This is a genomic window from Emticicia sp. GW821-FHT11C11, from assembly GCF_058808615.1.
Genome location: NZ_JBXARV010000001.1, coordinates 1170950 through 1185587 on the forward strand (window position 1 = coordinate 1170950; position 14638 = coordinate 1185587).

14 protein-coding genes are annotated in these 14638 nt (G+C 34.9%); all 14 read right to left on the reverse strand.

Annotated features, from left to right (window positions below):
• Positions 1 to 47: 47 nt before the first annotated feature.
• A complete protein-coding gene (locus AC1RRY_RS04930; protein WP_492817725.1) occupies positions 48 to 998 on the reverse strand; it encodes a glycosyltransferase in 951 nt (316 codons plus the stop codon).
• A 12-nt stretch (positions 999 to 1010) separates the two neighbouring features.
• Positions 1011 to 1754: a polysaccharide deacetylase family protein gene (locus AC1RRY_RS04935; RefSeq protein ID WP_492817724.1), complete on the reverse strand. Its 744-nt coding sequence runs from the start codon at positions 1752 to 1754 to the stop codon at positions 1011 to 1013.
• Positions 1755 to 1757: 3 nt separating this feature from the next.
• Entirely contained in the window at positions 1758 to 2687 is a 930-nt protein-coding gene (locus AC1RRY_RS04940; RefSeq protein WP_492817723.1) for a glycosyltransferase family 2 protein, read from the reverse strand.
• A gap of 4 nt (positions 2688 to 2691) precedes the next feature.
• A complete protein-coding gene (locus AC1RRY_RS04945; protein ID WP_492817722.1) occupies positions 2692 to 3744 on the reverse strand; it encodes a glycosyltransferase family 2 protein in 1053 nt (350 codons plus the stop codon).
• Positions 3745 to 3748: 4 nt separating this feature from the next.
• Positions 3749 to 4762, reverse strand: a complete 1014-nt coding sequence (locus AC1RRY_RS04950; RefSeq protein WP_492817721.1) for a glycosyltransferase family 2 protein — start codon at positions 4760 to 4762, stop codon at positions 3749 to 3751.
• A 43-nt stretch (positions 4763 to 4805) separates the two neighbouring features.
• Positions 4806 to 5795: a glycosyltransferase gene (locus tag AC1RRY_RS04955; protein ID WP_492817720.1), complete on the reverse strand. Its 990-nt coding sequence runs from the start codon at positions 5793 to 5795 to the stop codon at positions 4806 to 4808.
• An 18-nt stretch (positions 5796 to 5813) separates the two neighbouring features.
• Positions 5814 to 6590: a class I SAM-dependent methyltransferase gene (locus tag AC1RRY_RS04960; RefSeq protein WP_492817719.1), complete on the reverse strand. Its 777-nt coding sequence runs from the start codon at positions 6588 to 6590 to the stop codon at positions 5814 to 5816.
• 4 nt (positions 6591 to 6594) lie between these two features.
• Positions 6595 to 7824, reverse strand: coding sequence for an ABC transporter ATP-binding protein (locus AC1RRY_RS04965; protein WP_492817718.1), 1230 nt, complete (start codon positions 7822 to 7824; stop codon positions 6595 to 6597).
• A gap of 183 nt (positions 7825 to 8007) precedes the next feature.
• Entirely contained in the window at positions 8008 to 9141 is a 1134-nt protein-coding gene (locus AC1RRY_RS04970; RefSeq protein ID WP_492856488.1) for a glycosyltransferase, read from the reverse strand.
• 225 nt (positions 9142 to 9366) lie between these two features.
• Positions 9367 to 10212: an ABC transporter permease gene (locus AC1RRY_RS04975; RefSeq protein ID WP_492817716.1), complete on the reverse strand. Its 846-nt coding sequence runs from the start codon at positions 10210 to 10212 to the stop codon at positions 9367 to 9369.
• Positions 10213 to 10251: 39 nt separating this feature from the next.
• Positions 10252 to 11190 (reverse strand): Gfo/Idh/MocA family oxidoreductase, encoded by a 939-nt coding sequence (locus AC1RRY_RS04980; RefSeq protein WP_492817715.1) that lies wholly within the window; start codon positions 11188 to 11190, stop codon positions 10252 to 10254.
• Positions 11191 to 11216: 26 nt separating this feature from the next.
• Positions 11217 to 11801, reverse strand: a complete 585-nt coding sequence (locus AC1RRY_RS04985; protein WP_492817714.1) for an acyltransferase — start codon at positions 11799 to 11801, stop codon at positions 11217 to 11219.
• A 2-nt stretch (positions 11802 to 11803) separates the two neighbouring features.
• Positions 11804 to 12943, reverse strand: a complete 1140-nt coding sequence (locus AC1RRY_RS04990) for a DegT/DnrJ/EryC1/StrS family aminotransferase (RefSeq protein WP_492817713.1) — start codon at positions 12941 to 12943, stop codon at positions 11804 to 11806.
• Positions 12944 to 13020: 77 nt separating this feature from the next.
• Positions 13021 to 14076 (reverse strand): sugar transferase, encoded by a 1056-nt coding sequence (locus AC1RRY_RS04995; RefSeq protein ID WP_492817712.1) that lies wholly within the window; start codon positions 14074 to 14076, stop codon positions 13021 to 13023.
• Positions 14077 to 14638: the final 562 nt, after the last annotated feature.

Sequence of the window (14638 nt, forward strand, 5' to 3'; positions counted from 1 at the left end):
AACATGAGTTAAGTTCGTATTAAAGATAAACTATAGTGAATCAGACTCTATTTTTTTATTATGTATCCTGGTCTATCTTTTACTTCTTCATATATACGCCAGATGTATTCTGCAATGATGCCAATTGAAAATAAAATCAGGCCACTAAAAAAAGATATAAAAACAACTAACGATGTCCAGCCTGTGACACTGTATCCCCAAATATTTCGGTTCCCCCAAAAGTATAAGTAGATATAGAATAATATAACCAGAAACGAAAACAGAGAAAAAAAGAGGCCGATGTTTGTTATTAGTTTGATTGGAAAAGTTGAAGAAGAAAAAAAAGTGTCTTTTGCCAGTTGTACTTTTTTCTTGAAACTCCACCTGGACTTACCATTATTTAAACCTATGGGGCGATCATAAGGTAAAAATATCGGATTATAGCCTAGCCTCAGCACTTCAATAATACTTGAAGTTTTTATGGGGTGTATTCGAGTATTCAGTATATCTATTATCTCTCTATCTATAAAATATAAGTCGGCACCTCCAATCGGAAATTTAACTTCTGAAATAGAATTCATCAATTTATAGTAAATGGTAGATGATACCTTACTGCTCCAGGGATCGTCTCTCGTGATTCGGTGTGGGATAATGACTTTTGCTCCTTTTTCCCAGAGACGGTACATCTCAACTATAGTAGAGTAGGGTTGTTGTTCGTCATCAACAATAGGCATGGCACAAGCTCCGGTGCATAATGTTAAGCCTGCAAAAATAGAATAATGACTGGTGAAATTTCTGCTCAATTGGTAGGCACTCACATTTGCGTTGGTTTTGGCCAAATCAGTTGCAATCATAAAGGAATTATCTTTAGAACCATCGTCCATAATGATAAACTCAAATGGAATAGCTTCTTTTTCCAAAATTACTTTTATCTTATTATATGCCTCTACTATTCTATTACCACTGTAATAAGATAATAAAATCAATGATAATATTCTGGGATTTTCTGCTTGTTCCATTTGAAAAACATTTTAAGTTAGCCTCGCAACTAATTTTTCATCTACATTTATTCTTGGCAGGAAATGCTTACCAGTCAGCCATGCAACTCTCAGAGTACCTGCAATAGCTGAAAAGGAAAATAGGTAAGACGAGTTCTTTGCACATTCAATATTTTGTTTTGAGCATTCTACTAATCTTCCGTATGGAAAGGCAAAACAGTCAATTTTTGTTGCAAAAGTATTTTCAAGGGTTTTTTTCGATTCTTCCAGCTCTTTCTTTACCTCTTCATCAGATAAATACCTGAACATCTTATGATGGCATCCGTGGGAGCCAATTGAGCAAAGCGGATCCTGAAGAAGTAACCTTATTTGCTGTTCTGATAAAAAATTTTCTCGGCCTATCAGTTCAGTGTTGATGAAAATAATGAATGGAATACTATAATTCTTAAGAATAGGATAGGCCTTTGTAATTACGCTTTCGTTGGCGTCATCAAAACTAACAATAAATCCGTTTGTAATTGATGTATGAGTGATAATATTCTCCTTTAATTCTTGAAAAGTTATGGGTTTTTGACCATTCTCCAGCTGATTGCGCAGAAAGAACTCAAAAGATTGCTCTGAAATTGAAAATTGTGATTTTACCTCCGATTTATCGTTCAGAATATCGTGAAATAAATAAACCTTAATGCCATTCTTTTTAAGTTTTGATAAAACCTTCAGTATGGTAGTGTAGATTCTGTTCTGTTCACGTATAAGTCTTAATTTAAAAGATATCATCGGTTATATTTTTGATTTCAACATATCTCTGAAATCCTTATTAAATAGATTTATGAAAAAATTAAACTCTCCTTTCCTTTCCATCAGGCTGAAATACTTTCGCCTGTTTTTTTTGTTGAATTGATGTTCTATTAGCTTTTTCACTAATAGTAATGCTCTGAAACCAAAATGGTAATATGCTTTTTGGTTTAGTTGATACAAATTCTTTCTAAAGAAGGTGTAAGAGTTACTGGTACCAATATTATAGAATCTACGGCCCAAGTCATTTATTGTTCCATGTTTGTTTACAAACTGTAAATGTTTCATTACTGCAAACGGAGTGTAACCAATTAAAGCCCCACTGTCATGTAATTTATATACTAAACCGGTATCACCATCACCTATCAATTTTCCATCAATCAAATCAGGGTTAAACCCACCTAATTTCTGAAATACAGTTTTCTTGATTGAGAAAATACCCCCATTAAGGTACAAGTCTTTGGCATACATAATGTTGTTGCCATAATTCAATTGGCCCAACATAAAAAGATAAGGATCAATCCAGTCAGGCGCTTGCGCGTCCCATTCAATATCTATTTTGCCTGTAACGGCTGCTACTCCATTATTCTGACTGTAAACCGCTAAAATGGATTCTATAAACTCCTCATTGAATAATCCGTCATTATCACAAAAAATAAGAGTATCAGCTTTTGCAAGTCTGGCTCCGGCGTGCCGGGCATTAGTAGAGCCGGGTTCAACTTCTTTCAGATACCTGAAATTAGGGTAATCTTTTATGAAGTTTTTAATAAGCTCAGGAGAAGAATCGCTGGAATTATTATCTACAATTATAACTTCGAAGTCAGAAAACGGTAGGGTTTGTTTACACAAGGTCTTCAATGAGCGAAGAATTACTTCGCCGCCATTATACGAGGGTATTATTATAGATGCTAGCACTTTGTTAATACGACCACTCCTGACGTGGTTTTTTTAAATATTTAATTTTCTGCTTCAGTAAATATGCCGGTTTAAGAATAGTGCTTAGTGACAGGCCCCACGTAGGGTCTGCCAGCACTTTAACATACCAATTAGTATTGGCAACTAACCGTTTAATTGTTGCCTTATTATTTCTTATTAAATCATAAAAGATTCTTTTTTCGTGAGGCGAAACTGGAAGAATCTTGTAGGTGAAACTTTGAAAATACCAGTTCGCTTTGTCTCTCAGAGTATCTGCAAAATCTTTATATTGGGTTTGTATTTGCTCTGACAACTCCAGAACTTCATTCCCTGCAACGAAGGCAAATTCATAAATTAAGTTACCACTATATTTTTTATTTACATCCGTAATCGATAAAGTATTTATTCTGTAATTGTAAATAAAATCAGCTATTGACATGAACCTATCAGCAAACAAAATTGCTCTAAACAGATAAGTTGTATCTTCATAAATGGCTCCTTCCGGAAAAGAAATAGCGTTTTTAATCAAATACTCTCTATTAAAAAGTGCACGCCATTCGTAACCCAGCAAATAGTATTGAAACGTATCTTTAAAGTTGGCCGAAATAAAATAGTCGCCTCTTTGCACGGGCTCATCATTGAATACCTGAGCTGAATGAAGCGGGTTTTCTAATTCATTAACTCTGGTGTAATTAAATGCCAGCACATCAAGTCGGTTTTCGGCACATATACTATAAACCTTAAGCAGGCAATTGTTATTTATCCAGTCATCCTGTCCAATTATCCAGATGTATTCTCCCTTTGCATTTTTAACTCCTGTATTGCAGGTTGAGCCTGTTTTTAGATTAGAAGAATGTTGAATGAGTTTTACATTTTGATATTTTTTGCAATAATATTCTACTATTGTAACAGTGTCGTCTTTTGAGCAATCATCCACGCAAATTATTTCAAATTCATCCGGAGAAATATCTTGCGTCAGTAAACTATCAAGACACTTACCGATAAACTTCTCTCCATTGAACAGCGGAATAATGAAACTTACTTTTATATTCTCCATTTGGTTACTTATACAGATATTTTCTACCTTTAATTGTCTTATAAGACACATAAAAAAGTGCAAAAACCCTAAACAGATTAAAAGAAGTCAAAAAAAGATAACTTAAATGCACTGGTAGTTCTTCTTTTAGTAAGTCTGATTTTTGACTATTGTACGTTAATCTGAAATTGTTGGATATCATCTTTTTCTGTTCTTCGGTAAATCCGGACTTGTTTTTTACAAAGTCATAGTATAAATATACCAAATTAAAGAAACGGGTATGCCGTTGTTTTATGGATGTTTCTTCTTTTGAGTGAAATCGTTCCGAAACAAAATCATCAAGTATTTCATCAATAAGTAATCTTTCAAATATTCTTGGGCTCAGAGCTCTTGTTATTGATACATCGTTGTTTCGGTAATAATAAATGGCGTCCGAGAAAGCTACTTTGTTTGCTTTAAATAACAAATGTCTGGATGCAATTTCATCTGAAATAAACAAATTACCTTCGGGTACATCTTTGAAAAGGGTCTTTCTGGCCAGCATACCATTGCATGGAATCTGCCATCCTCCTATGGTTAATTTACATGCTTCTATGCCACTTATAACCACTTGCTTATCGAAACTGATGAGAGGTAATCGCCAGAGCTCGCCGGTTAAATCCTGAATGCAACCTATCATTGTTAACAATACAATGTCGGCTCCTGTATTCAACTGCTTTTCTATCATTTTCTCAATACAAGATAGCTCAATGACATCATCGGCATCCAGATTAAAGATAAACTCTCCGACAGCACTTCTTATCGCAACATTCCTTGGAATATTAGCGCAACCACTATTAGCAATAGAAATGCATTTGAATCGGTTATCGTCTTCTGAATATTGGTTAATTATTCCTAATGAATTATCAGTTGAACCGTCGTTAACCAGCATACATTCAAAGTCAGTAAAGGTTTGATTCCGTACACTTTCCAGCGTTTCAATCAAAAACTTTTCTGCATTATAAACCGGAATCACTATTGAAACCTTAGATGTTCTCATTTAACTTGGTTACTAAGCATCATTATTGATGAAGTAGTTGAAATTAGTTACGTCTTGAAATTAATGGCACAATAATGCTCAACAGATAAATAAGCGCTCTTTTCTTTCCCAGATATTTCAGAATCTTTATATCTTTCGGCAATTGTCGTCGGCACAAGGTTTTAAATTCTTTCCATTCTTGCTCATCAAAATTCTCGATATAATTCGGGTAAAGAGAAATAATATATTTACACACATTAATATATGCTTTCTTTATTTGTTCTTCGTTTTCAGGAATATACTTTACTACCTCTGACGTGTACCTAGTGCACTCAAAGCATTTTTCATATAGCTTTTCCGGGGTAGGTTTAATCTCAATTTTACCGCCCAACGAGTCTTGATTTAATCGATAAACATAGCAACTTTTGGTGACAGACATAATCCTTTCAGCCATAAGGAGTGTTTTTAAGGTAAATGGTACGTCTTCACCCATATTGATAGGGGGGGAGTAAATATCATTTTTATCCAGAAAATCTTTCCTATAAACTTGTGTCCAGATCGGGCTTATTTCACTAAAATTGGTAAGACAATACTTATTTAGAAACTCTGTTCCGGTTAGAATAGGGCTATCTATAAATGGGAATTTCTGATTTAATTTTTCTGACCCACCACTCAGATGATTGAAATTGAAAACCAGTACATCTAGATTGTTGGCTTCGCAAAGTTCAGTCAAATACCCTAAAACATTGGGCTTTATGTAATCATCCGAATCGACATTCCATATATATTTTCCTTGTGCAACAGATCTGCCGGTGTTTCTGGCGGTTCCTAGTTTTTTGTTGTGTGTATGCTCAATCAGAATTAAATTTTTATGTTTTTGTTGATATTCTTTTACTATTTCTTTAGAGTTATCCGGCGAGAAATCATCCACACAAATAACTTCATAGAGGTTTTCATCTATATCTTGATTATAAACACTGTCCAGGCATTGTTTTAAATAACGTTCAACATTATAAATTGGAATAATGACAGAAACAATGATAGGATTCAACATATTTATTATTTCAGTTCTCTATTTTTTATATAAGCCCAGATTTCTTAATAAGTACTTAGCCATTACTTTTGTGTAATCAACAAATCCGGACTTCCCTTTTAGGAAACCCGCATAGTCCCCTTGTAAAGTCTCTAACTTATTGCTTCTCTCTAAATGGGCATTGAAATAATTAGGGTGTATAAAGTTTATCAGAGGAGCTTTGCTTTTTAACCTCAATTTCTCTACTATATCATATTGTACTCCGTTTTTTAAGACCAGAAACATATTTTGTTTATACCAGTCAGGAATTTCAGTCTCGTTCCAGAAAATGGGTCGCAACACATCATGAAAAGTATATTCATGCTCTTTGAATTTTTCTGCCCAATAACTCGGCCATTGTTCATTAAGATGGTTTTGTCCGCCTTGTCCCGGAAATGCAGCTGAGAACACAATTATGTCGCTTAAATTGGCTAAATTATAAACTATCGTATCTGCACTGTTTTCGCTTAAGTGCTCGGCTACTTCTAAGCAAATAGCTACATCAAATTTTTTATCCAGATGGAATTTCTCCTCTAAATTCACTACTTTGAAACTATCCAGATCAATATATTTAGATAAGAGATCTTTATTGGTCCATTCTCCATCGAGCCCTAATATATCATTAATTCCATGTGTATTAAACACATTTAAAAATGTTCCGATACCACACCCGACATCTACCACGCTTTGGGGATTTACCGCTTCAATGATATATGGGACAATAATTGAGGGAGCAATCAGATTATGATGATCTTCATCGTGTACGTATTTGATCATTTTTTTATTTGAATTGATATTCTAAAATAGGAATTATTCTGCCTTCAGCAGATAGATTTTTTTGCACAAAAAGATCATTCATTCCTTCTATTTCCAAGCTCAGACATTTTTCTGCCTGGTATATTGTGTCATCTTCACTTATTTGAAGGCCATCGCTAAACCAGATTGAAATTGGATAAATTCCGTCTGTCAACAAAGGAGACTCAATTGATATCAAGATTTCTCCTTTCTTTTTGGGTGCTCCAAAGTCAGTGTACCCTAAATTTATTGGATTTGTTCCAAACAAAGGATTGTCATACTGATCGTAAACAACAAAGCCCAGATTCGGTTTATGGATAGTCCTTTCGCCATCATATGTTACTGATATAACTATTTTACGGTTTTCAAATTTTGCAGAAATTACCTTAACCGGATTATTTACAGGATAGTGGAATTTTTTACTTGCATTGATATTCAAGTACTCCTCAATCGTACTGTTGATACTACCACTATAAGTCAAAGTTCCGTTCTCAAATAACAAACCTTTGGTACATAGTTTTCTGACTGCGCCCATATTATGGCTCACAAATAAAACGGTTCGGCCTTTTTCGCTGCTTACGTCTTTCATTTTACCGATTGCCTTCTGCTGAAATTCTGCATCTCCAACGGCCAATACTTCATCAACAACCAGAATCTCGGGTTCCAGATGTGCCGCAACAGCAAACCCCAAACGAACCATCATACCTGAGGAATACCGTTTAACAGGGGTATCTATATAACGTTCACAGCCCGAGAAATCAATTATTTCGTCTAATTTGCTTTTTATTTCGGTTTTGGTCATACCCAGAATGGCTCCATTCAAAAATATGTTGTCTCTTCCAGTTAGTTCCGGGTGAAAGCCCGTTCCAACCTCAAGCAAACTGCCGATACGCCCGTTATAATCAATCCGGCCTTCACTGGGGCCTGTTATTTTAGATAAAATTTTAAGTAATGTTGACTTTCCGGCCCCGTTTTTACCAATAATACCTACAATATCACCAGGCATTATTTCAAAGTTTATATCTTTCAGCGCCCACACATAATCGCTTTCCCCTTTGGTACTACGATCATTCGTTTCACCAATTTTAAGATAGGGGTCTTCTTTCCCACGTACGCGATAGGCCCAACGTTTAAAATCATGACTCAAGGTTCCTGTCCCGATTTCCCCCAACCTATATTGTTTTGATAAATTTTGTACTTTTATAATTGGTTGCATAATTTTCTAAACGGTATCCGTGAAATTTTTATCAGGTTTATTATAACTCCAAATTATAAAACAACTAAGCGCATTATTTGAGCCAACATAGGCAATTAAAGCAATCCCGGATTAACCGGTAGAGCAGGTACTAATTTTTGTATTCTAAATAGTCTGCAACTTTCTTCATGCGTATAGTTCCGCTTATAAAATGTTCTTCGCATACAAATCATTGTGGAATTGCTCGATATTCAACATTTCTGCCTTCTTGCGAGACGCCTCTGACATATTTTTCAAGATGTGTTTATTGTTGTTAATGTATTCGAGTGCGTTCGAAAAATCCTCAACACTGGAACAAAAAAACGTATTTGTTTCATCACAATAATCCCGTATAGAACCTACCTCCGAAACTACTAATGGTAGCCCACAAGCCATTGAAGTAGTTATTACGTTGCTGCCAATAGTTTGAGCGAAAACATTCAGCGAAACATTTGAATTTTGCATCACTTCCCTAAGTTCATTTTCTTTAAGATAACCAAATAGTTTTACATTATTGTGAATGAAAATTCCCGGATCCAGCTCCGAGGTTCCCAAACAAAAATTAAATAGTATGTTAGGGCAGCTATTTATAATTTTAACTATCTTATCGTTCTGCCTTAGCATTGAGCCAATAATGACAACTTTTAATTTGTCAGCTATTTCTTGAGCCTTAGGATGATAATACTTATCATCTACATAGTGAAATATTGAAATAACCGGCGCTTTACAACCAAAGGCAATGAGATCAGTTTTTAAGCTATTTCCAAATACAACAACCCGATCTAATAGATTTAAATAATTCAATATTTCTTGTTTATTCGAAAATCTGGTCGAATTGGTTATGAAATGTAATGGAACATGAACCAAACCAATAACTTCAACTTTAGTATTATTATAAAATAACTTCGCGATACCCTCTTGAAGGTGGTAAAAATTAGACCCCGACATATATTCCATTAAAAATAATCTATCTCCTTTATTCAGAGTTAATTTGAAATAGCAATGGTATATTATCATGTTCAATTTCCAAAGAAATGTAGTAAAGGCTTTTGCTACTAAAATTGGAAACTTGTTTAATCTTACAGGATTAATTTTGTAGGTTCTGAAATAAGGGATTTTAATTGAAAATTGTAAATCAGGAATTTTTCTAAAAACACTTTCATATTCTTTCACATAGGGCATTTTGATTGAAATGATTTTTTCGTCCATCTTTTCGAGAGCTTTTGCCAGGTATGCCATACCTGCATGATTTCCCGATGTGCTTTTCCATTCAGCGAAGAAAAGTATTGTCCTAGGCATTACGAAATGTTCTATTAATTAACGCAGTTTGATAATTATATTAAATTCAGCAAAAGAATCATTGCCGGTAGGCAACGTTTCACTATAAAAAACAAATTTAACCTATTGAATTTTTTAATTATAAGCTGTTTTAATGAAATATTATTTATTTAATTTTTGAGATTGATTACTTATTTTTTATAAATGGTGTTTCTTGCTCAACTCAATCTATCGGTGCATAATTCTCTAAACAGTATCCATGAAATTTTTCTCCGTTTTATTAAAAGCCAGAAGACCCCATAAAAAAACAATTAGAGTGAAAACAAAAGAATAGAGGAGATTCAACCATGAAAAAACACCAGCTCCTAAGAAAGCATATTTGAATGTTTCAATAACGCCTGTCATAGGATTCGCCAACATAATGAATTGATACCGGGCAGGAACAGCAGACAATGGTAGTATAACAGGAGTTGAATACATGGCTAACTGAATTCCGAATTCGACCAGATATTGCAAATCCCGATAACGTGTGGTTAGGGCCGATACTAACATGCCTAATCCTAGCCCCATAAAGCCCATAATCAAAACCAGAAGCGGCAATAATACTAATGCCCATGCGGGCTGTATGGAATACCCATCTATAATAAAGAATAGATAGACGCACAAAAAGAGTATTAAGCCGATTACAAACTGTATCAGATTAGAAACAATGATGCTAAGAGGAGCTATTGCCCTTGGGAAATATACTTTGCCGAATAAATTAGCATTGGTCGTAAAAGTGGTAGAGGTACTTTTAAGACAATTGGCGAAGTAGTTCCAAGAAGTAACCCCTGCCAGATAGAATAATACGGGTGGGGTACCATCAGTAGATAGCTTAGCCATGCCTCCAAAAACAACTGCCATAACAACGGTCTGGAACAATGGCTGAATAAAAAACCAGATAGGACCTAACACCGTTTGTTTGTATTTCGATACAAAGTCACGTCGGACAAATAAAAATAACAGATCTTTATAACGCCAGATTTCACCTAATCGAAAATTGAATCTGCTGTCATCGGCAGTAATTGTATTTTCGTATTTTTCATTAATCATCAGAGTCTGGGTTGAGATTTACAAAACGCTAGCAGGAGCTTAAACTTTTAGCTTGGGGTGATACTCTCCGACAGTAGGTGATATTTCAGCAGTTCTGATTTTATGTACTAATTCAATAGAAGGATACGCTTCTATCATATTGAATCCGTTCCCCTCCATTATCTGCTCGTAGCTTTTGGTATGCAGATCGGTAAATCCTTCGCTAAATTCTATTTCTTCACCTTCCACAGTTATTGAACGGAAAGTTCTTTTATTGGTTAGTTTTACATCTGTGGGTAAAGTATCGTAATCAGTGCTTAAAAACCACCGTACATTCGCTTTTTCCAACTCTAAGTATCCAGCCGCTGTAGTGGGCTGATGTAAATGTACAATACTATTTTTCGGCTTGCCAAAAATCCAACTAAGCATGTCGAAAAAATGCACCCCGATGTTGGTTGCTATACCCCCTGATTTGCTTATATCACCTTTCCAGCTTGTGTAATACCAACTACCTCTTGATGTAATATAGGTCAGGTCAACATCATATTTTTTATCCGATTTATCAGAGTCAATCTTTTCTTTCAATGCAATTATGGTAGGATGCAGGCGCAATTGAAGTATAGTATATACTTTCTTATTATACTCCTTTTCCATCTCTAAAAGTGCATCTATATTCCAGGGGCTAAGAACAAGGGGCTTTTCACAAATCACATTTGATAAATTTCTTAGGCCAAATCTTATATGTGCGTCGTGCAAATAATTAGGACTACAAATACTCATAAAATCAACCTGTCTGCCCGTGCGACGTAATTTATCAACATGTCGGTCAAATCGCTCAAATTCGGTAAAAAAATGCGTATTCGGGAAATACGAATCCAGAATACCTACAGAGTCAAATTTATCAAAAGCCGCAACTAATTCGTTACCCGTTTCTTTTATGGCTTTAAAATGTCTTGGTGCGATATAGCCCGCTGCACCCATTATGGCAAAAGTCTTCATAGTTTTATGCATGCAAAAATTATTACTTATATTTTTCCTACTTTGCCCTCGCTGAGTTGGTAAACGTCTTCACTTTCCTCACAAGTAGCAAAACCGTCTTCGTTAAAATGGAGCCTATGCCCATACTCACTTATCCAACCGATTTGTTTTGCCGGATTCCCAACAACCAGCGCATAAGGCTGTACATTTTTAGTAACAACGCTGCCGGCACCGATAAAAGCAAACTCTCCGATAGCGTTTCCGCATACAATCGTTGCGTTTGCTCCAATGCTCGCACCTTTGCCGATATTGGTTTCTAAAAACTGATTTTTTCGATTTATAAAGCTTCGGGGATTGGTCACATTGGTGAATACAACTGAAGGGCCAATGAATACATCATCTTCACATGTTACACCGGTATAAATGGATACATTGTTTTGTACCTTAACGTTGTCGCCCAATATTACATTTGGAGAAACCAGAACATTTTGGCCAATTATGCAGCCTTTACCAATTTTACTGCCAGGCATAATGTGTGTAAAATGCCACACCTTTGTGCCCTCACCAATTTCACAACCCTCATCAATATATGCAGACTCATGAACAAAAATATTTCCCTGATTTGACGTCACTTTCAATTTATTTTAAAGAAATCAATAACATTCTCAACTATAAAACCTAATTGGGAGTCGTCCATCTCAGTATGAATAGGCAAAGACAAAACACCTGCGCATAATGATTGAGACACACTTAAGTCGCCAATGGTTTTACTAATATCCTGAAAAGCCTTTTGTTTATGCAAAGGTAAAGGGTAGTAAATCATACTCGGAACACCCCTTGAATTTAAAAAGGCTTTCAATTTGTCACGAAGCTCGATAGGCACTTTGATTGTATATTGATTAAATACGTGAGTAGATAATGAATTTCTGAAAGGTATCGATATATCTGTTACATCCTGAAGTGCATCATCATAAAAACGAGCTACATTTTGTCTGGCTATGTTATATTGAGGCAAATACTTTAATTTTTCTAATAGAATAGCTGCTTGTAAAGTATCTAGCCGGGAGTTCATTCCTATAATCTCGTGATGGTATTTTTTTAACTGCCCATGATTGGCGAGCATTCGCAGGGTTGTAGCAGCGGCCTCATCATTCGTAAAAATAGCGCCGCCATCACCAAAGCAACCCAGATTTTTAGAAGGGAAAAAAGAGGTTGCTCCAAAATCTCCTATTGTACCGGCATACTCCATTACACCGTTGCTATTCATATATTTTGCTCCTAAGCTTTGAGCGGCGTCTTCAATTACTTTAATACCTGCATTTTTTGAAACTTCAATAATGCTGTTCATTTCAGCACATTGGCCAAATAAATGAACCGGTATCACCGCTTTTGTTTTTGAAGATATTGCTTCCTGAACAATTGCCCCATTAATATTGAAAGTTTCAGCGTCAACATCAACTATTACGGGTGTTAGCTGTAGTAGTCCGATTACTTCGGCAGATGCAGCATAAGTGAAGGCAGGAACAATCACTTCATCTCCTTTTTCCAATCCCATAGCCATTAAAGCCAATGTTAATGCATCGGTACCATTAGCACAGGTAATTACATATTGGGCTTGTATTTTTTTTGAAAGTTCAAGTTCAAAATCTTTTACCTGCTTGCCGTTAATGAAATTGGATGATTCTATGCAATTTTGGATAGCAGAGTCGATTTCAGGTTTTATTCTCATGTATTGAGACCTCAAATCGACCATCATAATTTCGGTTAATAACATTCTTTTAAGGGATAGGAATAGTAAACAATTGACACAATTAGGGTATAATTTGATAAAAGTTTGTCTGAAACACAAGTTTATTTGCTTCTTGCTTTTCTGAGGAAAATATTCTTCACAATTTTCATTAAATAGATGCAGTCAGTCAAGAATGGTTTTTCCTCGTATTTTTTTAAATATCTTAGTTCAGACTCCACAATTTCGTCCAGCGTTTTAGGCATGTCGGCATAGTAGGGCGGCAATAATCCGGGTTTATTTTTTATTCTTAAATTCTGCAGCTCTGTCGGGTATAAATTAAAATAGTGCTCACTTATGGGTCTTACACCAACAAGTTTTAAATCGCCCTTCATCCAATTATAAAGCATAGGTAATTCGTCTATCCAGTATTTCCGGATAAACCGGCCTATTGTGCTTATTCTGAAATCATTGAAAAACTTGCCTCCAACGTCTAACCCGTGATTAATATGGATATATTCTTGTACGTATTCTGAGTAAGGATGCATGGAACGAAACTTATATACAGTTATTTTTTTTGCATCTTTACCCAATCGTGTCATTTTGAATAAAACACCATCTGCAGACTCAATTTTTGATAAGTTTGCACAATAGCTTGGGTTGATTTTTACTTTTACGAAAGTTTCATTAGATACTTCATTTACTGATACAATTTCAAAGCCATTAAAAATGAGTCGTCCTAAGATTTCAGATTTTGATCTGTCAACCGGTAGGTTGAAAAACTTAGTAATCTCTCTTAATCCTTTCACTTTAGGGAAAATTCTTCTTACAACAAAATGAAAAGGATAGTAAATAGCAACTAGGAAAGAAGGAAAATCAGAAGAGAGTTTTTCCTTTATGTTTTCTGAAGTAATTGTTTTGAAACTAAACAATTGCTCCGGAGTAAGTATTTTTGATATATATTCAAAAACAGAATTGAGGTCGTCTCTTTTTAAGGTTTCCTCATCCAGATACAGACACTGCGTGTTTACTTCTAAATCTATATTTATATCACTTTGCATTTGAAGTGATTGATAATAATTGAAAAAATTAGTATCAATACGGGGAGCCGTTTTATCCGGAGGCAGGGTGTAAATTAAGGTTTCCAATGGGCTATCAGATGGTTCAAAGAATTTATTCACAAATGCACGAGATATTTTAATAGATATTCTAACTAATAACCTTATACTAAAGCTTATTATCAAAGCATATACATATTAAACCTAAACTATAAAGCTTAGATTATAGGTTTTAAGTATTTTGGGTAGTTGTTAAAAATTCTAAAGCTACCAGCAGTAAAGTTGGATTTGGCTTGGGAGGCTATTGTCGTAATGGATGTGCTAATTAATGCTATTTTTTTGACAAAAAAAATATTTTAGCAGTTAACATTTCAACTTCTGGATAAAACAGGACTTTTCTGTATCAAATTTCGATAAATTTAGAGAAAAGAGTTCAAAAGTCGGAAATTTGCGTATTATCCTTATGTAAAAAATCACCTTAAAAATAAGGGGCCAATTTACAATTGAGGTATTAAATACACCTACTCCTATCTGCTATCGATATTCTTCTGATGAAAGTCTATGTTGAAGCTCAAATGCAGAATATATCTAATAATTAAAATAAGTCAACAAAACAGTATATGTCATTTATCTGAAACCCTAATCACAAACATACCTGAAAATCGATTCGGATATGTTTATGATT

Excerpts from the sequence above, each read along its gene's own strand:
- AC1RRY_RS04965 (WP_492817718.1), bottom strand. The coding sequence starts at position 7,824 with ATGCAACCAATTATAAAAGTACAAAATTTATCAAAACAATATAGGTTG.
- AC1RRY_RS04980 (WP_492817715.1), bottom strand. The coding sequence starts at position 11,190 with ATGAAGACTTTTGCCATAATGGGTGCAGCGGGCTATATCGCACCAAGA.
- AC1RRY_RS04950 (WP_492817721.1), bottom strand. The coding sequence starts at position 4,762 with ATGAGAACATCTAAGGTTTCAATAGTGATTCCGGTTTATAATGCAGAA.
- AC1RRY_RS04970 (WP_492856488.1), bottom strand. The coding sequence starts at position 9,141 with ATGCCTAGGACAATACTTTTCTTCGCTGAATGGAAAAGCACATCGGGA.
- AC1RRY_RS04930 (WP_492817725.1), bottom strand. The coding sequence starts at position 998 with ATGGAACAAGCAGAAAATCCCAGAATATTATCATTGATTTTATTATCT.
- AC1RRY_RS04935 (WP_492817724.1), bottom strand. The coding sequence starts at position 1,754 with ATGATATCTTTTAAATTAAGACTTATACGTGAACAGAACAGAATCTAC.
- AC1RRY_RS04960 (WP_492817719.1), bottom strand. The coding sequence starts at position 6,590 with ATGATCAAATACGTACACGATGAAGATCATCATAATCTGATTGCTCCC.
- AC1RRY_RS04975 (WP_492817716.1), bottom strand. The coding sequence starts at position 10,212 with ATGATTAATGAAAAATACGAAAATACAATTACTGCCGATGACAGCAGA.
- AC1RRY_RS04955 (WP_492817720.1), bottom strand. The coding sequence starts at position 5,795 with ATGTTGAATCCTATCATTGTTTCTGTCATTATTCCAATTTATAATGTT.
- AC1RRY_RS04990 (WP_492817713.1), bottom strand. The coding sequence starts at position 12,943 with ATGTTATTAACCGAAATTATGATGGTCGATTTGAGGTCTCAATACATG.
- AC1RRY_RS04945 (WP_492817722.1), bottom strand. The coding sequence starts at position 3,744 with ATGGAGAATATAAAAGTAAGTTTCATTATTCCGCTGTTCAATGGAGAG.